The sequence below is a fragment of the Mesorhizobium sp. M0615 genome (genome assembly GCF_040320805.1).
Taxonomy (GTDB): Bacteria; Pseudomonadota; Alphaproteobacteria; order Rhizobiales; family Rhizobiaceae; genus Mesorhizobium.
The window spans coordinates 162,356-183,078 of record NZ_JAMYQI010000002.1 but is presented as its reverse complement, the minus strand read 5'-3'; the positions used below and the strand labels follow the sequence as shown (position 1 = coordinate 183,078).

Here is a 20,723-nt window from a genome sequence, read left to right as displayed (position 1 = left end):
AATGCATGTCGCTCAAAAGTGGTCCCGGTTTTGAGAGAACGACATGCATCACCTGGATACGTTTCAGCGCGACGTGCTTTTAGACCGGCGGTAGAGGTGGAAGCGGGGGGATTATCCCTGCGTCGGATTTTCAGCCAAACCCGCAGAAGGGATGCTGTCGATGATACCGGCGCCTAATGCATGTCGCAAAAAAAGTGGCCCCGGTTTTTGAGAGAACGAAATGCATCAAACAAGCACATTAAGCGCGTCGCGTGAGTCCGTTCAAAGCGACGGGCTTTAGGTCAGATTGTGCTCCGGCCGCCAACTCGGCCGTAGCAGGTCCGAAGCGACCGGATCAGCCGCAGACCCTGACCTCTTCGACGACCCTGTGGTGATGGCGCCAGTGCCTGACCAGTTCGATATGGCAGCGGTGATGGCGATGGTGGCGCCGCCATTGGCCATCCTGGTTGTCGCTGTAGTCGTCGCCATAGTCGTCGCTATAGTCTTTGTGGCGCTGGTGATGGCGAAGAATCTGTATATCGCCATCGTCGGACGAATATTGATCGTCGTCATCGGACTGGATAGTCAGACTGGCGGCTTGCGCCGGTGCGATCAAAGCCGCCGTTCCGGCGAACGCGATCATCGAGGCGATGAGAAGGGTTTTCATTGTTGGCTCCTTGGGTTGAACATACACAACTCTCGGAGCGAACTGGTGTTCCAATGTAGGGTCCGATCGGCGAGCGGCTGCTGCTTGGGCAAAGCGTGCCGCCATGCGCTACCGGCGAGGCAGCCATTGGCGACCTTGGGAGTGACCTTGGGCAAGGACTGGCTTTGTGGGAAAAAATGGTCGGAGTGGAGAGATTCGAACTCCCGACCCTCTGGTCCCAAACCAGATGCGCTACCAGGCTGCGCTACACTCCGAGGCCCTGCGGCGTATACGGTTCCGGACCATGTCGCGCAACCCCTAAATCGTCAAACGGGGCTTGGCGGTCTGCGCTCCCGTGCAATCCTGGCTGCGATCGCCTTGGCCTGGATGCGGGCATTGGCGAAGCAGCCGCGGATGCTTGGCCGCATGCCGGTGAACCACAGGCCCGGCAGTTTCGGGTCGCTGTCGGCGCCGTTGAACAGCGGCACGCCCTTTTCGTCGAGCACGCCGAGCTTGCCCAGCATGGCCTCGAGCCCGGTGCGGTAGCCGGTCGCGGCGATGACGATATCGGGCTGGATCGTCGCGCCATCGTCGAAAACGACCGTGTCGCCGGTAAATTCCCGCACGGTTGGCAAGACGATGATCCTGCCGTCCTTGATGGCATCGACGGCGCCGTCATCGGTGGCGATGGCGGTATAATCCGACGCCAGCCGGCTTGCGCCGCCCGAAGGCGTCGGCGGCAGGCCGTAGGCCGTGAGGTCGCCGAAGGCCCATCGCTGCGTCGCCGCCATCACCGCATCGGCGAGCTTGAACGGCAGCCGCGCCAGGACCGGCGAGAACCGGTGGACGGCGATCTGGCCGAGGCGCTTGGGCAGCAGTGCCGGACCGTTGCGCGCCGACAGCCAGATCTGTCCCGTGCCGGCTGCCACCAGGTGATTGAGCACGTCGAAGCCGGAATTGCCGGCGCCGACGACCAGCACTTTCTTGCCCGCATAGGCCTTGGCGTCGCCGAATGCGGCCGAATGGATGATGCGTTCGGCAAAGGCCTTCATGCCTTTCCAGGCCGGGACGAAGGGCTGCCGGTCGCGCCCGGAGGCGATGACGACATGGCGCGCCAGCCGCGGCCCGGCACTGGTCCGCACAAGCCAGTGGTCGCCCTCGAAGCCAATCTCCTCGACCGCGATGCCGAACTCGACCGGCAGCCGGTGCATGGCGTGGAATTCGTTCAAATGGCCGATGATGGTGTTTCGGTGCGGAAAGGCAGGGGTGCCGGCAGGAAAGGAAACGCCCGGCAGCGCCGAAAGGTCGCGATGCGTGTTGAGATGCAGTCGCTCGTGCCGCCCGTGCCATGGCTCGGCCAGCCGGGCTTCCTTTTCCAACACCATCACAGGCACGCCGGTCTTGAGCAGCGCATGGGCTGCGGTCAAGCCGGCTGCCCCGGCGCCGATCACGATCGCGCCGTCGAAAATCGCTTGGCTGTCGGCCTCGGCGTGCAAAATCCCTGCGTCCATGCCTCTTTGTGTCGCCATCATGACCATGACTTTTGATGCTACGCCAGTGTATCCAGCCTATGCCGCTGTCGAAGCGACCTGGTTGCAGGCCGCTTCGGCCTTGCCGTCGGCAGTGTTGCACAGTATTGACTGAAATAAGGCGGCGCTACCGCCAACGCAGCTACGAGGTGCCCATGTCCGCGCGAATTTTCAGCCCAGCCAAAACCGCGATGCAGTCCGGCAAGGCCAAGACCGGCCATTGGGTGCTGGAATTCGATCCCGCCCAACGCAAGAAGATCGACCCGCTGATGGGCTACACCACATCGGGCGACATGCTGAGCCAGATCAGGCTGACCTTCGACACCAGGGAAGAAGCGGTGGCCTATGCCGAAAAGCAGGGGCTGGCCTTCCGTGTCGAGGAGCCGAAAGAGACCAAGCGCCGGCAGATTTCCTACGCGGAAAATTTCCGCTATGACCGCAGGATACCCTGGACGCATTGACCGGCGGTCAGCGCCTGGCACATAGACACCAGCCGGCCAAGATATCAAATGCCGGCCAGCGGTCCCGTAGCTCAGCTGGATAGAGCACCGGCCTTCTAAGCCGATGGTCACAGGTTCGAATCCTGTCGGGATCGCCAATTTTGCCGGGTCCATTCCGGACACATAGGTTACGGTTTGTACCTGGCATATGGGTAGCACTCTGAAGGTGTACGAACGAAACAGAACGACCGAGCGCTGCCCTTCCCATCCTGGCGCGTTGCTCGACGACATCGTTCCCGCCACCGGCAAGACCAAGGTGGAAATCGCCAATCTGCTCGGAATCTCGCGCCAGCAGCTCTACGACATCATCCGTGAGAAGAAGCCGGTATCGCCTGCCGTGGCCGCCCGCCTTGGCAAGATGTTCGGCGATGGTGCCGCGATCTGGCTCAGGATGCAGGCCGCGTATGATGCCTGGCATGCGGAGCGCCAAGTTGACGTTAGCGCCATCCCCGACCCTGCATACTGCCTGAAGGCAGGGCGCGTTCGCTGACGGCAGCGGTCCCGTAGCTCCGCCGGATAGAGCACCGGCCTTCTAAGCCGATGGTCGCAGGTTCGAATCCTGCCAATAATTTCAATACGTTAGGTGAGGCGTCGCGGCGCCGGAGACTGAAGGTCGTCCTTGTTAGCCATCTACCGGTAAAGTTTCGGGTATTTGGCCCTCTCGCTTTGGCAACTTGCCGATCTCTGGGCCGCCATTGCGAAAGCCCTCTCATAGGTATGGATGGCCATGTTGAACTTTCGGGGGTCTGGGGTCAGGTGTTTGTCCCGCCCATCATACAAAAGGACCGGGACTGCGAAAATTGCTTTTCCGTCTTCCGTTGGCCTCAACGCCGGACATCTTTGCCTTACGCCAACGAGGTCACCGGCCATTCTGGCGGCCAAATTTAACCTTGCATCGGACATCCGAGCCAGGAAGTTGATGTTTTGCTGTTCCCCTTGTCCGGCCGAGGCAGCCGACAATGCGAAGAAAATTCCTGCGGTGAATACAGCGAAAGCTAGACGTAGTTTCATTGTGCCCTCCCAAGTTGAGCACAAGAGAGCACGTTTGGGCTTGACAGGATAGCCGCGTGTCCAGTGCAAGTTACTGTACGGAACCTTTGCCATACGTCGACTATCAGCCAGTTGTGCGGCCAGTCAGGATAGTCGGAACGCGGCGCGCCTTCGGGTGTTATAGGAGATGGCACCGAAGACGCCCACCATTGCGCGCATCTGGCGCGGCAGGACCTTGCCCGACAAGGCCGATGCCTATGAGCGCTACAATTACGAGGCCGGCATCAAGCCGCTGATCGAGAAAGCGCTTGGCGTGCAGACTTTTCGCGAGGACACGCCGACGCATTCGGAATTCGTCACCATCTCCTATTGGGAGAGCGTCGAGGCGATGGCCGCCTTTACCGGCGGCGATCCGCAAAGCATCCACCATCTCGACCGCGACAAGGAGTTCCTGATCGAATTGCCGAAGGGTGTCCAGGTGTTGCGCATCCTTTCCAGCCACGGAATGGTTGGCGGCAGCTGATGTTTGCGGGCTTTGACGCCAGGACCGTTCAAATGGAGGAGACATCGATCTTCGTCAGGGCCGGTGGCTCAGGGCCGCCGCTGCTGCTCCTGCATGGCTTTCCCGAAACGCATGTGATGTGGCGCGACATAGCGCTGGCCCTGGCCTCGCACTTCAGCGTGGTTGCCGCCGATCTCAGGGGCTACGGACAAAGCGGCTGTCCGGCTTCCGGAGCCAATCATGCCGCCTATTCCAAACGAGCGATGGCGCGCGACATGGTGCAGGTTATGGACGTTCTAGGCTTCGACCGCTTCACGGTTGCCGGCCATGACCGTGGCGGCCGCGTCGCCTACCGGCTGGCGCTCGACCATCCCGAAACCGTGTCGAAAGTCGCCGTTCTCGACATCGTCCCCACGGCCTCCGCCTGGGATCGGGCCGATGCCAGGCTGGCGCTGGCCTTCTGGCCGTGGAGCCTGCTCGCCCAGCCGGAACCGCTGCCTGAGCGCCTGTTGTCCGCAGCACCCGACGCAGTTGTCGACAATGCGATCGCCGGCTGGGGCTCGGCTCCAGATGCTTTTCCCGCTGAGGTCAGGGCCGCCTATATCGAGGCGCTGCGTGATCCCGCCCATGTCCACGCCATCTGCGAGGAATATCGCGCCGCCGCAGGCATCGACCGCGAGCACGACGCGCAGGACCAGGCTGATGGCTGTCGCATCAGATGCCCGCTGCTTGCGCTCTGGAGCGGCGAGGGCGGGTTGGAGAACTGGTATGCGGAGGAGGGCGGCCCGTTGGCGATCTGGCGGCAATGGGCTGATAACGTCGAAGGCGGCTCGGTCAAGGGTGGGCATTTCTTCCCGGAAGAGCACCCCGAAGACACGGCTGCAAGGCTGTCGAGATTCTTCGCAAGCTGACGGCGGACCGATTGCTAAATCCGGCCCTGTGTAGTCCTGTGTCGACTATCTCAGATGCCCGAGGGACTGCAGGATCAAAGTGCTCGAAAGACCAAGCAGGGCGATACCGTAAAACCGGTCGATCCACACGGCGTTTGGCCCAGCCAGAAGCCTTGCAGCCCGCGCGCCAAGGGCTGCGTAAAACGTCAGCACAAACACATCGGCAAGCGCGGCGATAATGGCCAGGATGCCATACTGGATCGCGATCGGCTCATCCACGCGGACAAAATGCGGCAGGATCGCGGGGAAAAGCAGCCAGGCCGCCGGATTTGTGACCGCCACCAAGAAGCAGCGCCCAATGAGTGCCTTGGCTGAATGGCGTGTTTCGGGAAGGTTAGCGTTGAACGAAGGTCGGGATGCGGTGCGCAGGGTACCGATGGCGACGAAAAGCAGATAGCCCGCGCCGAACATCCTGAGAGCCGAGAGATAGAATTCCGAAGCCAGCAAAAGAGCGCCGAAGCCCAGCGCGACGATGCTGATAAGAACGAAATCAGACAGTACGACGCCGGCCATGCCGAGAAACGCGCGTCGAAAACCGTAGCGGGAGCCGTTGGTGATGGCGAGCACGACGTCCGGTCCCGGAACCGCCATTCCGAGCACCGACACGAAGGCAAATGTCACCAGCGGCAGGTTTCCCATGACGCCGCGTAATGTACCCGGCGCTCACCGTCCGTAACGCCCTTCACACAGCGGCTTGGCTATCGCCGATTGTTGTTGGCCACCTTGGCTCAGTGCCCGCCGCGCATCTTCACCACCACAGTCCGCACCGCCAGCACCAGCACGGTGATGATGATCAGGATCACCGAGAGCGCGGCGATCGCCGGGTCGATGTTGTCGCGCAGGCCCATCCACATCAGCCGCGGCAGCGTGATGGCGTTGACCGAGGTGATGAACAGGGTGACGCCGATCTCTTCCCAGGACAGCACGAAGGACAGCAGCGCGGCGGTGACGATGCCGAACCTGATGTTGGGCATGATGATGCGCGTGGCGCGCTCCCACACACCGGCGCCAAGGCCGCGCGCGGCAAGGTCGATGCGGCGGTCGAGCTGGCTGAGCGAGACCAGGATCAGCACCGTGGCGAAAGGCACCGTCATCACCGAATGCGCCATGGCGACGCCAAGCCAGGTGTCGTAGCCGAAGAACGAGCTCATGCCCGAGATCGACGTCAGCAGGAAGTAGAGCGTGATCGCCGAGACCACCGGCGGCACCACCATCGGCAACAGCACGAAGCCGACAAGGGTGGCCGTGAAGCGCGGCTGGAACATCCAGACGCCAAGGCTGAAGCACAGCGCCAGCACGGTGGAGATGACGCTGCTGACGATGCCGATGCGGATCGACAGCAGGATGGCGTCGAGCCAGCGCGGATCCTCGATCAGCGCGCGGTAGTGGCGCAGCGACAGCTCGCCCGTCGGCATCGCCAGCATGCGGCTTGGCGTCAGCGACACCGGGATGACCGCCAACAGCGGCAGCAGCAGGAACAGTGCCACCAGCACGGCGAGGATCAGCGAGACGGGACCGGGGCGATAGGTCGGCATCAGATCAGTTGCTTCGGTCTGACATAGCGGAACAGCAGCGCCATGAGCGCGCCGACGAACAGCACCAGCACGACGCTGATCGCCGCGCCCAGTCCCCAATCGGGACTCTGGAAGATGCGCAGATAGATCAGCTCGGCGATCATCACGCTGCGGCCGCCGCCGAGGATCGCCGGCGTGACGAAGAAGCCGAGCGAGAAGACGAACACGATCATCGCCGAACCGATGATGCCGGAGCGCGTCATCGGCACGAACACGGTCCAGAAGGTGCGCATACGGCTGGAGCCGAGCCCGCGCGCCGCGAGCAGCACGCGCTCGTCGAGGCTGCGCATGGCGGAGGCCAGCGGGAACACCGCGAAGGGAATGAGGAAATGCGTCATGCCGACGATGACGCCGAACTCGTTGCGCACCAGCGCCAGCGGCTCGGAGATGAAGCCGATCGATTGCAGCCAGGTGTTGATCAGGCCGCGGTTGGACAAAAGCGCCACCCAGCCGAAGGCGCGGGTCAGCACCGAGATCCAGAAGGGGACGAGAATGCAGAATTCAGCGATTATGCGCTGTGCCGGGCTGCCGCGCACCCACACCATGGTGATGGCGTATGCCGCCGCCACGGAAACCACGGTGACGATCAGCGCGATGCGCAGCGTGCGGATGAACACAGACTGCACCAGGGCATCGGTGGCGAGCGCGCCATACTGGCCGAGCCCCGGTGTCGGCAAGGTGACGCTCCACTTGACGACGCCGAGGAACGGCCAGGCGTAGGCCAGCACAAGGAACAGGAGCAGCGGCGCCATCAGCACCGCCGCGCCCATCCTGTCGGAGAGGGTGCCTCTCATCGAAGCTCGTGCCCGGCCTGGTCAGGCCGAGATGATCTTGGTGTATTCGTCGAGTGCTGCCCCGTAATTCTTGGCGTACCAGTCCATGTCGAGCGCGATCTGCTTCTTCATGTTTTCGGGATCGACCGGGTTGATGCGCTTCTTGTCGGCGGGGATCAGCGCATCGGCGGCCGGATTGGCCGGACCCTGTCCGAGCTTGTCGAACATCACCAGTTGCTTTTGCGGATCCTGGGCGCTGGCGATGAACTTCATCGCTGCGTCCTTGCCGCCGGGGTTGCCCTTGAGCACGGCCAGCGCGCCGGGCGAAATCAGGCCCTGATCCCAGATGAACTTGATCTTGCCGCCCGAGTCCTGCTCGATCAGCGAGGCGCGGGTCGACCACACGATCGCCATCGAGGCTTCGCCGTTGAGCAGCACGCTCTGGCTCTCGGCGCCGCCGCCCCAGTAAGCCACGACGTTTTCCTTGAAAGCGGCGATCTTGTCATGCGCGCGCTTCAGGTCGAGCGGGTAGAGCGAGGCCGGCGCGATGCCGTCTGCGAGAAGTGCGGCTTCCCAGCTCGACACGCCCCATTTGTAGAGCGAGCGCTTGCCCGGAAACTTCTTCACGTCGAAGAAGTCGGCCATGCCGGTCGGCGCGTCCTTGCCGTATTTCTCCGAGTCATAGGCGATGACGTAGGAGAAGAAATAGGTCGAGGCCGCGTATTCCCAGCCGAAGCCGTCGCGCATCTTCTTCTTGTCGACGATGGCATAGTCGATCGGCTCGAGCGCACCCTGGGCGCCGAGCGTGATGGCCGAGAACGGGTCGACATCGACGAGATCCCAGGTCGGCGCGCCGCTCTTGAACTGTGCGGCAATCGCGCCTTCGGTCGGGCCCGAACCGTCCATCTTGACGGCGATGCCGGTCTCCTTGGTGAAGGCCTGGCCATAGGCGGCGTCATAAGCGGTGAGGGCATCGCCACCCCAGTTGACCAGCACCAGTTCCTTGGCCTGCGCAAACGCGCCGGTCGAGCGCAGCAGCATCGGCGTGCCGGCCAGCACGAAGGCTGCAAGCTGGGTGAATTGCCGGCGCGAAATCTCGCCGCGCACAGCCCGGGCGGATAGCGCGTCCATGGCTTGTTTTTTGCTTTGGTCTGTCATTTTAGTTCCCCTTTTTCGTTGTTGGTTCCGGTGGTTATGGCGCGCTCCAGATTCTTTGCTGGAAGACTTCGCCGTTCTCGTCGTCATCCTCCGTCCGGAAGGAGGAAACCCTTTTCCGCCGGCCAGGTCAGCCAGACGGAATTGCCTTGGCTCAGCGCCGCCGCCGCGACCTCGTTCGGCACCGAGACGGTCACCTTGGCGCCCTGGCGTGTCGTCAGATCGAGTTTGGTCGCCGCACCCAGATAGGTCGAGCCGATGGCGGTGGCGGCAATGCCGTTCTCGCCGGCGGCGGCTTCGCGCGTGATCGACATATGTTCGGGCCGGATCGCCAATATGGCATCGCCACGGACTTTCTCGGCCTTGCAGAGCATGTTGACCGCGCGGTCCTCGCAGAGGCCCGTCGAGCCATTGTCGGCGGGCTTGACCCCCTTCAACGGCAGCATGTTGATCTCGCCAAGGAACTCGGCGACGAAGCGGTTGTCCGGCCGGTCGTAGACCTCGTCCGGCGCTCCGACCTGCAGCAATTTTCCGTGGTTGAAGATGGCGACGCGCGACGACAGCGCCAGCGCCTCGCTCTGGTCGTGGGTGACGAAGACGAAGGTGGTGCCGGTCTCCTGATGCAGCCGCTTCATCTCGGCCTGCATCTGGCCGCGCAGGCTCTTGTCGAGCGCCGAGAACGGCTCGTCGAGGAGCAGCACGCCGGGTTCGAACACCAGCGCGCGCGCCAGTGCCACGCGCTGCTGCTGGCCGCCGGAAAGCTGCGCCGGCAGTTTCGTCTCATGGCCCTTGAGGCCGACGCGCTCGATCATCTCGGCAACGCGGCGCTTGATCTCGGAAGCCGATTTCTTGCGTACCTTGAGCGGGAAGGCGATGTTGGCCTCGACCGACATGTGCGGGAACAGCGCATAGCCCTGGAAGACCATGCCGGCGGCACGCTGTTCGGCCGGCCGCTCGGTGATGTCGATGCCGTCGCTGAAAAGCTTGCCGGCGGTCGGTTGCACGAAGCCGGCGAGGATCATCAGGAATGTGGTCTTGCCCGAGCCGGAGGGACCGAGCAGCGTCAAAAACTCGCCGCGGCCGATATTGAGCGTCAGATCGTCCAGCGCCTGGAACGAGCCGAAGCTCTTGCCGATCCCGATTGCCTTGATCTCTGCGGCCCGGCCGGGTTGCTGCATCCTGCCTCTTCCTTGATCGTGGCTTGAGCGTAGGGCAGTGCGCCGGCTCACCGCAACCGAATAGTTTTCGCCAGATCGGCAAATTTGATTCACGGATGGGAGGCTAGTACGGGCTGATCCGGTTCTCCGACAGCTTCGACCTCAACCACCCATTGAATGCTTCCAGCACCGGGTGGCTGGCCTTGGCATGTTCCGACACCAGGAAATACGAGCGCGGCGAGGGGATCGCGATGTCGAAGGGGCGCACCAGACGGCCTTCGCTCAGCGCCCGGCGGCTGGTCAGCTCGTCGCCCATGGCGATGCCCTGGCCGGCGATCGCCGCGGAAAAAACGAGGTTCATGTCCGAGAAGAAGATGCCGCCTTCGGTGTCGGGGTTTTCCACCTTGGACAGCGCCAGCCAGCGCGCCCAGTCCTCGGTGTCGCCGAGATGCAGGAGATTGGCGCGCAGCACGTCGGCCGGTTTTGAAAAGCCGCCGACCTTGTTGAGCAGTGTCGGGCTGCAAAGTGGCGTGAACGAGATTTCGCACAGCAACTCCACCGAGCGGTTCGGCCAGTTGCCGACGCCAAAGGCAATGAAGGCATCGGCGTCCGGATTGCTGACATCGTCCAGCCGCCGCGGCGTCAGGATCGACAGCGCCACGTCCGGATACATTTGCCGGAACTCGCCGATATGCGTGCATAAAAACAGAGAGGCGAAGCCCGGCGTGCAGGAAACGGCGAACGAGCCGCCGACGCCCGTGCCGGCCTGGCGCGTCACCGCATCGCCGAGCACCGTCAGCGCCTTTCTCACATCGGCGGCATAGCGCTGGCCGCGCGGTGTCAGCGCCACGCCCTTGCCGATGCGCTCCAGCAGGTCGAAGCCGAGGTCGCGTTCGAGCAGCCGCAACTGATGGCTGACGGCGCTGCGGGTCAAATGCAGTTCATCGGCTGCGCGCCAGACACTGCCGTGACGGGCAAAACTGTCGAGGGCGCGCAACGCCTGTGTGGAAGGTATTCGCAAGAGGCCTCAGGTGAACCGAATTTGCATGAACCGGAAAAACATATCACTTTTTGCAATGCCGCTTCACTGCTTTCTTGGGGCGCATGGAGAAACCGGTGACGACCTCGGCGCAAGCCACCGCGCTTGCCTGTCTCGATGGCATCCAACCGTCGCTGTCGGCGTGGACGCGCGCCATTTTCGATTTCGGGGAAACCGCCTGGCGCGAATACCAGTCGGCGGCCTGGTATGTGGCGCGGCTGAAGCATGAGGGCTTTTCGGTCGAGGAAGGGTCGGCCGGCATGCCGACCGCCTTTTGTGCCCACTGGACGAATGGCCCGGGGCCGACCATCGGCATGTACGGCGAATACGACGCCGTGCCCGGCAACTGCCAGGACGCGGCAACGGTGAAGCGATCGCGGCCGGGCCTTGGCGTCGAGGCCGGCGGCCACACCGATCCGCATTCCGGGCTCGGCATTGCCGGCCTCGGCGGACTTCTCGCCGCCAAGGCGGCAATGCAACGCCACGGCATCGAGGGGACGCTGCGCTTCACCGGCGAGCCGGCCGAGAAGGTCAGGGGCTCGAAGCCGATCCATGCGGCCAAGGGCTACTATGACGGCCTTGCCGGTATGATCTCCTTCCACCCCTTCTATATGCTGCCGCTCTGCAACACGGCGCGCTGGGACACGCATTGCGGCGCCGCCTATGCCATGATCTACCGTTTTGTCTGCGACGAACCCGAAAAATGGGTTCGCGCAAGCGATGGCGCGCCGATCCCGCAGGCGCATTCGGCGGTGCGGGCGCCCGGCGCCAATGACGCGCTGATGACGATGTACATGGCCTCCAAGGCGCTGCGCGATTCCATGCTACCCCACCAGGGCGGCTGGTCGATCAGCGAGGCGATCCTCACCGCCGGGCAGGCGACCGCCGACAATCTGCCGGCGGGGCTGGCCGAGATCCAGTACATGATCCGCGTGCCGACCATTGCCATGGCAGAGCAGGTCACCGCGGTGCTCGACCGTAATGCGGCCGCGGCCGCGGCGATCAGCGGTTGTCGCCATGAGCGCCATTGGGTGTCGAAGTCGCGGCCGGGCCTCGCCAATCACGCCATGGCAGGGATTGCCTATGAGGCGCTGTCCACCGTTGGCGCTCCGAACTGGGACGAGGCGGCGAAAGCGATCGGTCGCGAGGTCCAGGTCAATGCCGGCGGCACCGCGACCGACAACCCTTTCATCGACGAGATGGAGCGGCTGGTTGCGCCGCAAGAGGCTGAGGCAATCCTGCGCCGCGATTTGCCTCCGTCGCAGATCAACTCGACCTCCGACGACTACACCGACATGTCGTGGCACACGCCGACCGCACGCTTCTATGTCGCCCGCCCGGCGCTGCGCTCGGCGAATGGCCATGCCTATCCATCCTGGGCGATGAACGCGCTGGGCGGTATCTCGGCCACCATCGACCCGATGGTCATTTGCGCCGCCAAGACGGTTGCGCTTGCAGCCCTCCGCCTGCTCGAGGACAAGTCCGCGCGCGATGCGGCCATGGACGAATTCGTCACCCGCACTGGCGGCGGCGTCGGCGGCTCGAACTGGATCGCGCCGCTTTGCGACTATGACCCGCCGATCAATTTCCGCTGGCCGGAATATGTCACCACCGCGCGCGGACGCGATTGGTGGATTCCGAGCAGCCAATCCAATCAAGCTGCATAGTCAAATCGAGGAGAACCTTATGACCGTCCATGACCGCATCGTCGCCGAACCGTTCTCGCTGCAGCGCCGCAATCCCGCCGGCGGCACCAAGCCGCTGACGTCATGGGGCTTTGCCAACGAGACCGACGTGCTGACAGACGTGTTGCTCGGCTCGCCAAACTTCCTGCGCCACCTCTCGACCAGCTCGCTGTCGCGCAAGCATTTGCGCGAAGCGCCCTGCAACGTCCAGATCGCGCAGGCGCAGCACAAGGACCTCGTCGCCGCCTACGAGCATTTCGGCGTCAACATCCACTGGCACGAGCCGACGCCGGAACTGCCGATGCAGGTCTATTCCAGAGACTCCAGCGTCATGACGCCCTACGGCGCCTTCATCACCGCCATGGCCAATTGGTGGCGGCGCGGCGAGAACTATGCCGCCATCCGCACCTATGAAAAGCTCGGCATCCCCATCTACGACATGGTCACGGCTGGCACCTTCGAAGGCGGCGACTTCAACGTCATCGAGGAGGGCGTGGTGCTGATCGGCTGCGGCGGCGCCCGCACGCAGGAAGAGGGCGCCCGGCAGGTGCAGGACTGGTTCGAAAAGGAAGGCTGGGAAACGCGCCTCGCCTTCATCGACGAATACTATGTCCATATCGATCTGATGGTGGTGCCGATCGCTGAAAAGCTCACCGCGGTGTGCCTCGCCTGCACCGAGCCCGGCATTGTCGACTGGCTGAAGGGCAAGGGCCACGAGATCATCGACGTGCCCTTCCAGGACACGATGGCGCTCGGCTGCAACTTCATGTCGCTGGGCAAGGACAGGGTCATCGCGCCGACGTCGAGCCAGTCGCTGATCGGCCAGCTCAAGGCACGCGGCTTCGAGGTTGCTGCCGTCGACATGAGTGAGATTTCCAAGACCGGCGGCGGCATTCACTGCATGGCGCAGGCGCTCAAGCGCGAGCCGGCGTAAGGGCACGAATTGCCGCCGGGACCTGTGACGGACTGCTGTCAGATTTGACAAAACAGGCCTGGCAGAGGAAATTGATGCCATTAGAGGAGGGATTCTGTGAAGAAAATTTACGAAAAGCCGAGTCTGGCCAAAGCCGGCAAACTCGGATCGCTGGTCGCTTCAAACCCGTCGAAGCCCGCCCCCTGAGCGCAACCAGCCGCTGAAGGCCGAAATTCGGTCGTCCTGGTTACCGGCGAGCGGATCGCGCTGTATGATTGAAGGGAGCCCGCCGGCTTTGAACGGCGGGCTTTTTGCTTTGCGCCAGAGCGCCGCCGCGTCAACTGGCTAGCCCAGTCTTCCCGACCCTGAATTGAACTTGCGCCGGGCGTTTTCCAGATGCGCGCGCATCGCCTGCCGGCCGCTTCCGGGTCGTGGCGCTCGATCGCCTCGAACACCGCCTGGTGGCCGGCAAAACTCCCGCGGTTTTCGATCTCCGTATTGGCCACGTGGATGCGCTGGTTGATCAGCCATTCGACCTAGCCGATGATTTGAAAACCAAGCCAGCTTTCCCAAAAGATCATGCCCAAACAAAGCCATAGCGCGAAGACCACATGCGCGCCGTTCCCGCCCGCTCGGCGATCAGGGAGTGGCTGGCGTGAGATGGCCGCGCTGACGACGGAACGAGATCGCCTCGTCTGGCCGGCCGGACTCGCGACGGCGTGGTCCGGCCGGAACTCCATCTGCTATGCGGGTATCAATACGGCGATGCGATGCACGCCGACCTCCTTGCTTGTATTCGTCGCTTCATCGGTCTTGCCCTTGGAGCAGGTGTACATATCACCCGTCTTGAGCTTGAATTCCTTGTCCGCTTTCTTGATCGTGAATGCACCTGAGGTAATGGTGCACACCATGTCGTTGTCCATCACGGTTTGAGGAGCATGTGCTCCGGGCTGAAACACAACGTCGATAATTGCGATGCTCTTGTAGGCGGGAATGTCAGCATTGCCGGTGCCGACCTCCACCACCCTGACACCGGGCGCAATCTCCTTGCCCTCTTTCGGGCCGTATTTCTTGATTTTTGCCGATGCCGCCAAGGTGAACAAAGGCGCTACCGCGGCGGTCGTCAGACCGAGGGCAATTGCAGACCTGCGATTCATGGTTTTCATTGCATCCTCCCGATGCTCGTCATGCATGGATATGCACGACCGCGATATATTAGCACAAACGAATTTACTTGTATGCAAAGTGGCTGTGGCGCAGGCCAGCAAGAAATGCTCCGCCGGATAATGTCGCTTCACTGTACCTTTTGCCGGAATTTCGAATGACAGGTCGAGCAATCCTGCAGGATGAGATGCAGGATATGCTCCGCCGGCAGTTTGGTCGGATCGGCTTCCTCTGGAATCGAGCGCTTGCCGAGCAGGCTGCCGCCGCCCATCGCCAGGCCGGTGCCCATGCGCATGTCATCGGTGATGACGGCCGGCGCGCTTTCGGCCTTGGCGGCCAGAGCGTCGGCCAGCGTTCCGATATGATTTGCCAGGGCCTCGAATTCCGCCCGTGACTGATCGATCTCCAGCCTGGCCTGCGAAGGCGGTCCAAGCGAGCCGCTCGGAAATTCGGCAATCAGGGCAGGGCCGGTGCGCGCGCGCAGCGTGTCCGCTGCCGCCTTGAAGGCTGCCGCGTCATAGGCTTGCCTGCGGTCGAACATGCCGGCAATGGTTTTCGCAGCCGCCGCCATCTCCTTCATCGACGCCTGGCGGGCCGCGACGATCGGTCCGCTGCCGACGGAGGCGCCCATCGTAAGGGCACAGACCAGCCACAGCAGCGCCGCTTTCACAGTCCATCTCACGGCGCCATGTCCTTGCCCCATCCATCCGTGCTCAGCCAGCCGCAGCAGGGGTTCGACCTGCAGTCGGATTCTTCGGTCGTGATGCCGGTTCTCATCGGTAAATTTCCGTCGCCGGAGGTCCCCGTCTCTGAGCAGATAGACCTTCCAGCCACCGGAAGGTCAACTGATTGAGAAGGCCGATCAGCGGGCAATCAGCACAGGCTTGCAGCAAGCTGACGCAGCGTTTCCTTGACTTGGATCGCAAAAACGGGCAGCAAGGCGGGGGTGAGGGAGAGCATTCTACCGTGGCGCAGACCATGGAGTGCTCTTTTTTTCGTATCAGGCGCCGCATAATCGGTGGCTGATGGAGGGATTGGTTAACCAACTTTGTCCATCTTTTGATTCAATCGGCAACAGACGCGAAAGGTGCAGGGGGCACCAGCGAACTGTGGATGTCACGGATGCGAGGGTCGCAAGCCTGCATGCCGATTGAGAGTGGTTGTATGGCGTTTTTGCGTTTGAAAGACCGGGGCGATACTCCTGAGCGGGGTTTGACTTCGAAGAGATCCGGCCAGCGCTGGGTGTTGGTGCCGGTTGTCGGCGCGGCCTTGGCGCTGTGGTCGGTGGCAACCATGGCCGGCCTCTATTCGCTCGGCACCTCGCTCACCGCCGCTTCCAACAGCCTTCCGCACAGTCTGCTTCTGCCGAACGCAGCACTTGCCGATTCGCGGCGCAGCCTCGCCAATTCGTGGGCGCCGCGGCTTTCGGCGCAAAAATCACAGGCCTCGCTGCTCAGCCAATGCGACGCCGGGTGCGCGCATGGCGCCGCGAACTTCGCGCATGACGGCAAGATGGCGCGGCTGAAGCCGGCCGCGCATGCTGTGGCCCCGAGCATTGTCGCCTCAAACATTGCGCCAAACACCAGCGTCGCTCTCGCCACTTCGCGCGGCATGCGCTTCGACGGCGTGGTGGCCAAGGCAGGGCTGTCGCCGCAAAAGCTGGCTGCCGCCTTCGCCAAGGCCTCGAATGCGCCCTTCATGCTTGCCAGCCTTCCGGTCGCTGCCCGTTTCGCCGAAGTCCGGCTGCCCGATCAGCATGGCCCGGCCTCGGAACGCTTTGGGCCGGAAGTGGCTGAGATCGAACGCTCATCGCGCCTGGCGCTGGCGCTGGCCAACAGCTTGCCGGAAGACGCTGACATGCTGGCCCCGCCGCCGGCCGTTGAAGCAATCGCCGGAGGGCAGGATCCTGAGCAGGCCGAGGTTCAGGTCGCTTCGCTGCCGCCGCAGGACGATCTGCCCGACAACATTGCGTTGCCCGGTTGGCGTCCACGCGCCGAAACCGCTCAGCCTGCCGAGGCTCGGCAAGCCAGCAAGCCCAGGGCAGCCAAGCCACAGACCGACAGGACGCCCGAGAGCCCCGCACCCCAGTCGCCGGGCAATTCGTCGCCGCGCTCGCCACGCAGTACTTCGGAGGTCGCCGCACTGCCTGGCGTGCCAGACAGCCAGAGCATCCAATCAAGCCGGATCAAGCCTGGCAAACGGTCGAAGACACAGGCCGGCGAGATGCTGGCCTATGCCAAGCCGGACGTCCCGGCGGGCGGTGTCGGTCGCGCCTTCAAGGATCTGTTCGCCACGCCCGGAATGGGCGGCGGCGTCGCCGTGTACGATATCTCGGCCAAGACCGTCTATATGCCGGACGGCTCGCGGCTGGAGGCCCATTCGGGGCTGGGTTCGATGGTCGACCAGCCGCGCTTCGTGCACAAGAAGAATGTCGGCCCGACGCCGCCCAACACCTATGATCTGCGACTGCGCGAATCCCGCTTCCATGGCGTCGAGGCGCTCCGTCTCACTCCCGTCAGCGGCGGCAATAAATACGGCCGCGACGGCCTGCTCGCCCACACCTACATGCTGCGCGGCGGCCGTGCGGAATCCAATGGCTGCGTCGTCTTCAAGGACTACGCCCGCTTCCTTGCCGCCTACAAGAAGGGCAAGATCAAGCGCCTCGTCGTCGTGCCGCGCCTGACCAAGCCGCTGACGCGGGTCGCTCAGGAAGGCCGGGGAGCGTAAGGCAGTAGGCAGTAGGCAGTAGGCAGTAGGCAGTAGGCAGTAGGCAGTAGGCAGTAGGCAGTAGGCAGTAGGGCCCAGGAGCGTCCATCGCCTGTTGATTTGTTTTTCTGCCCCTATTGCCTATTCCCCACTGCCTATTCCCTTTTCACCCCCAGGCAGACTATGAGTGACCCCTGCGGGTCGGCTTCACCACGAGGACATCCATGACAATACGCGCTGTCGTTTGGGGCGAGAACATCCATGAGCGGACCAATGAGGTGGTCGCAGCCCTCTATCCCGAGGGCATGCACACGACCATCGCCAAGGCGCTGAATGCCGACAAGGCGATCTCCGCCTCGACCGCCACGCTCGAGCAGCCGGAGCACGGCCTGCCGGCCGACCGTCTGGCCGAGACCGACGTGCTGGTCTGGTGGGGCCACAAGGATCATGGCGCGGTGGCCGACGAGATCGTCGAGCGCGTCGCCCGCCGCGTTTGGGAGGGGATGGGGCTGATCGTTCTCCATTCCGGCCATTTCTCGAAAATCTTCAAGCGGCTGATGGGCACGCCCTGCACGCTGAAATGGCGCGAGGCGGGCGAGCGCGAGCGGCTTTGGGTGACCAGTCCCAGCCATCCGATCGCCGAGGGCGTCGGCGAATATTTCGAGCTCGAGAATGAAGAAATGTATGGCGAGCAGTTCGCCGTGCCCGAACCTCTGGAGACCGTCTTCATCTCCTGGTTCCAGGGCGGCGAGGTGTTCCGTTCTGGGCTGACCTATCGCCGCGGCGCCGGCAATGTCTTCTACTTCCGCCCGGGCCACGAGACCTATCCGACCTATCACGACGCCAATGTGCACAAGGTGCTGCGCAATGCGGTGAAGTGGGCGCACAATCCGCAGGGCACCAAGTCGGCGATCCTTGAGGCGCCGAACGTGCCGGTCGAGAAGGCGCTGGAGCCGATCGTCGAGCGCGGCGGCAAGCTGCACGCTTCGGGCGAGGCCGGCTTCCGCTAAAGCAAAATCCAGGAAAAAAGGCGTAGCGGTTTTCCGCATGGGTTTCCTAGACCGTATCTGCGCCATATGATTGAATCGAACCAATTCGCTCGGAGTGCAGAGAATGCGGCTTTTGATACTGGGTACCGGCTGGATGGCGCAGGAGCATGCCCGCCGTTTCGGCGGCATCGACGGCGTCGAGATCGTCGGTGCTGTCGACGTCGATGAAAAGCGCGTGGGCGAATTCGCCGACGGGTTCAAGATACCGAAGCGATTCACATCGCTGGAAGACGCGCTGGCGTGGGGCGAGTTCGATGCGGTCGCCAACGTCACGCCGGACCGCATTCACCACCCGACCACCATGGCGTTGATCGCGGCCGGCAAGCCGGTGCTGTGCGAAAAGCCGCTGGCCGAAGACTTCGGCAAGGCAAGCGAGATGGCCAAAGCGGCTGAGGCGGCCGGCATCGTCAACATGGTCAATCTCACCTATCGCAATGTCGCTGCCTTGCAGAAGGCGCGGCAGATGGTGCTGGTCGGCGAGATCGGCACCGTCCGCCACGTCGAGTCCTCCTATCTGCAGAGCTGGCTGGTCTCGAAATTCTGGGGCGACTGGCGCACCGACCCGAAATGGCTGTGGCGGCTGTCGCGCGACCACGGCTCCAACGGCGTGCTCGGCGATGTCGGCATCCACATCCTCGATTTCGCCAGCTATGGCGCCGCACTCGACGTCGACCACGTGTTTTGCCGGCTGCGCACCTTCGACAAGGCGCCAGGCAACCGCATCGGCGAATACGACCTCGACGCCAATGACAGCTTCGCCATGACGCTGGATTTCTCCAACGGCGCCTTTGGCGTCGTTCACGCCAGCCGCTGGGCGACCGGCCACATCAACGAATTGCGCCTGCGCATCTATGGCGACAAGGGCGGCATCGAAGTCGTGCACAATCTCGAGGGTTCGGAACTGAAGGCGTGTGTCGGCGAGGATATCGAGAACGCCAAATGGCAGGTGCTCGACGCCGGCACGGTGCCGACCAATTACCAGCGCTTCGTCGATGCGGTTCGCAGCGGCGTGCAGGCCGAGCCTTCATTCCACCATGCCGCCGAACTGCAGAAGGTGCTGGATCTGGCCATGGTTTCGGAACAGAAGCGGACGGAACTGAGGGCCAGTGCCGATACGCAGTGATGTGAAGGGAGGAAGAAACAATGGTCACGCGCCGCGCGCAATGTCTCTGCGGCCAGCTTTCAGCCGTCTGTTCGGGCGAGCCGGTGCGCATCTCGGTCTGTCATTGCCTCGACTGCAAGCGCCGCACCGGCAGCGCCTTCAGCTACAATGTCCGGTTTGCGCAAGCTGATGTATCGATCGAGGGACGGGCGAAGCAGTTCACGCGCACCGGCGACGAGGGCGGCCGCGTCATCTACAATTTCTGCCCGGAGTGCGGCGCCGCCGTCCACTATCGCATCGACACGCAGCCCGGTGTGATCGCCATTCCCGTCGGCGCCTTCGCCGACCCGTCGTTCCCGCCGCCATTTCAGTCTTTTTACCACGAAAGCCGGCGCTGTGAGTGGGTCGAGATCAATGCCGAGCCGCTGGCGACGTTCGACTGAAGGCCGCTTTTTGGATACCCGGAACCGTCCGCACGCTCCGCGCCTTCAAGAGGGCATCGCCCCTGATTGCCATTGCCGGGCCGTTAGCCATCGCGCTCGGCTGCCCCATGAATAGGCATAAGTCAAGACGAATCCGGCTTGCGGCCCGATTGCTGACATGCTTACCTGACGGCATGTGTTCAATGGGGGTATATGGATGGCTAAGGAATCTTCGAATTCCGCTTCTTCAGAAAAGAAGGCGGACGTAAATCTGATAGGTAACACAGAAGGAAACGGGCTGAACTTCATGGGAGTTCAGGCCCGCGAAAACGGAACCGCCGGCGACGCCGTCGGTGTCGACAAGATCCGTGACCTGCTGTTCGGCAACCAGATGCAGGACTATGACCGCCGCTTTTCCAAGCTTGAAGAACGGGTGTTGCAGCGCTTCAAGGATGTTGAATCCGAGGCCAAGCGCAATCTCGAAATGTACGAGTCGAATGCAAAGAAGCAGATCGATTCGCTTGCAGGGCAATTGCGGAGCGAAAAAGATTCACGAGCCGATGCCGACAAGGAGATCGACCGGAATCTTCGCGAGCAAAACCAGGCTCTTGAAAAGCAGGTGCGCACGTTGTCGGATCAGTTAAGCGCGCTCGAGCGCGACGTTTCGGACCGGATAAATCGAAACGATCATTTGCTGCGTGAGGAAATCAAGCAGAAGAATGAAGGCGTTCAGATGCTGATCGAGAAGATGTTTGCCGACCTCAGCAACGTCAAGACCGACCGAAATCTTTTGGCTGGCCTGTTTGTCGAGGTTGCAAAGTGTCTCAATCAGGATCCCGTCGGGAGCAAGAGCAACTCGGACCGTAGCTGGAAAGTGAGTTGATGGGA

General features: G+C 62.7%; 22 protein-coding genes and 3 tRNA genes. 13 read left to right on the top strand and 12 right to left on the bottom strand.

All coding sequences use genetic code 11. The features are described from left to right. Positions 1 to 334: 334 nt before the first annotated feature. The 3 genes from NKI46_RS03650 to NKI46_RS03640 all read right to left on the bottom strand — a co-directional run bounded on the left by NKI46_RS03650 (position 335) and on the right by NKI46_RS03640 (position 2,136). Positions 335 to 646: a hypothetical protein gene (locus NKI46_RS03650; protein ID WP_023689055.1), complete on the bottom strand. Its 312-nt coding sequence runs from the start codon at positions 644 to 646 to the stop codon at positions 335 to 337. 177 nt (positions 647 to 823) lie between these two features. Then, a tRNA-Pro gene (locus tag NKI46_RS03645) sits at positions 824 to 900 on the bottom strand. A 51-nt stretch (positions 901 to 951) separates the two neighbouring features. After that, entirely contained in the window at positions 952 to 2,136 is a 1,185-nt protein-coding gene (locus NKI46_RS03640) for a flavin-containing monooxygenase (protein WP_352459608.1), read from the bottom strand. Between the two features lie 173 nt (positions 2,137 to 2,309). On the opposite strand from NKI46_RS03640, the gene NKI46_RS03635 reads away from it, so the two are divergent. The 6 genes from NKI46_RS03635 to NKI46_RS03610 all read left to right on the top strand — a co-directional run bounded on the left by NKI46_RS03635 (position 2,310) and on the right by NKI46_RS03610 (position 5,057). Beyond that, entirely contained in the window at positions 2,310 to 2,615 is a 306-nt protein-coding gene (locus NKI46_RS03635) for an ETC complex I subunit (protein ID WP_023670294.1), read from the top strand. Positions 2,616 to 2,675: 60 nt separating this feature from the next. Further along, positions 2,676 to 2,752: transfer RNA gene (locus NKI46_RS03630), tRNA-Arg, on the top strand. Between the two features lie 50 nt (positions 2,753 to 2,802). Beyond that, complete coding sequence (locus NKI46_RS03625; protein ID WP_352459607.1) at positions 2,803 to 3,144, top strand: HigA family addiction module antitoxin; 342 nt, start codon at positions 2,803 to 2,805, stop codon at positions 3,142 to 3,144. A 15-nt stretch (positions 3,145 to 3,159) separates the two neighbouring features. Beyond that, a tRNA-Arg gene (locus tag NKI46_RS03620) sits at positions 3,160 to 3,218 on the top strand. Between the two features lie 613 nt (positions 3,219 to 3,831). Next, a complete protein-coding gene (locus NKI46_RS03615) occupies positions 3,832 to 4,167 on the top strand; it encodes an antibiotic biosynthesis monooxygenase family protein (RefSeq protein WP_352459606.1) in 336 nt (111 codons plus the stop codon). After that, positions 4,167 to 5,057: an alpha/beta fold hydrolase gene (locus NKI46_RS03610; RefSeq protein ID WP_502896790.1), complete on the top strand. Its 891-nt coding sequence runs from the start codon at positions 4,167 to 4,169 to the stop codon at positions 5,055 to 5,057. The genes NKI46_RS03615 and NKI46_RS03610 overlap by 1 nt, the downstream gene beginning before the upstream one ends. 45 nt (positions 5,058 to 5,102) lie before the next feature. Here NKI46_RS03610 and NKI46_RS03605 read toward each other — a convergent pair whose 3' ends face one another. The 6 genes from NKI46_RS03605 to NKI46_RS03580 form a co-directional block, all read right to left on the bottom strand. Beyond that, a complete protein-coding gene (locus tag NKI46_RS03605) occupies positions 5,103 to 5,687 on the bottom strand; it encodes a LysE family translocator (RefSeq protein WP_280948364.1) in 585 nt (194 codons plus the stop codon). Positions 5,688 to 5,824: 137 nt separating this feature from the next. Continuing rightward, a complete protein-coding gene (locus NKI46_RS03600) occupies positions 5,825 to 6,631 on the bottom strand; it encodes an ABC transporter permease (RefSeq protein WP_352459604.1) in 807 nt (268 codons plus the stop codon). Further along, positions 6,631 to 7,464, bottom strand: coding sequence for an ABC transporter permease (locus tag NKI46_RS03595; RefSeq protein ID WP_023670301.1), 834 nt, complete (start codon positions 7,462 to 7,464; stop codon positions 6,631 to 6,633). The genes NKI46_RS03600 and NKI46_RS03595 overlap by 1 nt, the downstream gene beginning before the upstream one ends. Positions 7,465 to 7,485: 21 nt before the next feature. Next, entirely contained in the window at positions 7,486 to 8,601 is a 1,116-nt protein-coding gene (locus tag NKI46_RS03590) for an ABC transporter substrate-binding protein (protein WP_352459603.1), read from the bottom strand. 83 nt (positions 8,602 to 8,684) lie between these two features. Further along, on the bottom strand, positions 8,685 to 9,776 hold the full coding sequence (locus tag NKI46_RS03585) for an ABC transporter ATP-binding protein (RefSeq protein ID WP_023743842.1): 1,092 nt from the start codon (positions 9,774 to 9,776) through the stop codon (positions 8,685 to 8,687). A gap of 103 nt (positions 9,777 to 9,879) precedes the next feature. Further along, positions 9,880 to 10,776 (bottom strand): LysR substrate-binding domain-containing protein, encoded by an 897-nt coding sequence (locus NKI46_RS03580; RefSeq protein WP_023684774.1) that lies wholly within the window; start codon positions 10,774 to 10,776, stop codon positions 9,880 to 9,882. A gap of 83 nt (positions 10,777 to 10,859) precedes the next feature. Here NKI46_RS03580 and NKI46_RS03575 point away from each other — a divergent pair, with 83 nt between their 5' ends. Together NKI46_RS03575 and NKI46_RS03570 are read left to right on the top strand one after the other, a co-directional pair. Continuing rightward, positions 10,860 to 12,461: a zinc-binding metallopeptidase family protein gene (locus tag NKI46_RS03575; protein WP_352459602.1), complete on the top strand. Its 1,602-nt coding sequence runs from the start codon at positions 10,860 to 10,862 to the stop codon at positions 12,459 to 12,461. 19 nt (positions 12,462 to 12,480) lie between these two features. Continuing rightward, the gene (locus tag NKI46_RS03570; protein WP_023693913.1) at positions 12,481 to 13,413 is read left to right on the top strand and encodes a dimethylarginine dimethylaminohydrolase family protein; all 933 of its coding nucleotides are present in this window, start codon (positions 12,481 to 12,483) and stop codon (positions 13,411 to 13,413) included. Positions 13,414 to 13,520: 107 nt separating this feature from the next. Here the strand turns inward: NKI46_RS03570 and NKI46_RS03565 are convergent, their stop codons facing one another. From NKI46_RS03565 to NKI46_RS03555, 3 genes are all read right to left on the bottom strand, one after another. Continuing rightward, entirely contained in the window at positions 13,521 to 13,898 is a 378-nt protein-coding gene (locus tag NKI46_RS03565) for a hypothetical protein (RefSeq protein WP_352459601.1), read from the bottom strand. A gap of 237 nt (positions 13,899 to 14,135) precedes the next feature. Continuing rightward, complete coding sequence (locus NKI46_RS03560; protein WP_023684778.1) at positions 14,136 to 14,558, bottom strand: hypothetical protein; 423 nt, start codon at positions 14,556 to 14,558, stop codon at positions 14,136 to 14,138. A gap of 128 nt (positions 14,559 to 14,686) precedes the next feature. Continuing rightward, positions 14,687 to 15,238: a cytochrome c gene (locus NKI46_RS03555; RefSeq protein ID WP_027048847.1), complete on the bottom strand. Its 552-nt coding sequence runs from the start codon at positions 15,236 to 15,238 to the stop codon at positions 14,687 to 14,689. 530 nt (positions 15,239 to 15,768) lie between these two features. Between NKI46_RS03555 and NKI46_RS03550 the strand changes: the two genes are divergently transcribed. The 5 genes from NKI46_RS03550 (at position 15,769) to NKI46_RS03530 (ending at position 20,718) form a co-directional block, all read left to right on the top strand. Next, a complete protein-coding gene (locus tag NKI46_RS03550) occupies positions 15,769 to 17,283 on the top strand; it encodes a DUF2778 domain-containing protein (protein ID WP_352744802.1) in 1,515 nt (504 codons plus the stop codon). 203 nt (positions 17,284 to 17,486) lie between these two features. Next, complete coding sequence (locus tag NKI46_RS03545; RefSeq protein WP_023701869.1) at positions 17,487 to 18,272, top strand: ThuA domain-containing protein; 786 nt, start codon at positions 17,487 to 17,489, stop codon at positions 18,270 to 18,272. 103 nt (positions 18,273 to 18,375) lie between these two features. Next, positions 18,376 to 19,434, top strand: a complete 1,059-nt coding sequence (locus tag NKI46_RS03540) for a Gfo/Idh/MocA family protein (protein WP_023670312.1) — start codon at positions 18,376 to 18,378, stop codon at positions 19,432 to 19,434. Positions 19,435 to 19,454: 20 nt separating this feature from the next. Next, positions 19,455 to 19,856, top strand: coding sequence for a GFA family protein (locus NKI46_RS03535; protein ID WP_023670313.1), 402 nt, complete (start codon positions 19,455 to 19,457; stop codon positions 19,854 to 19,856). A 196-nt stretch (positions 19,857 to 20,052) separates the two neighbouring features. Continuing rightward, a complete protein-coding gene (locus tag NKI46_RS03530) occupies positions 20,053 to 20,718 on the top strand; it encodes a hypothetical protein (protein WP_023670314.1) in 666 nt (221 codons plus the stop codon). Positions 20,719 to 20,723 lie beyond the last annotated feature (5 nt).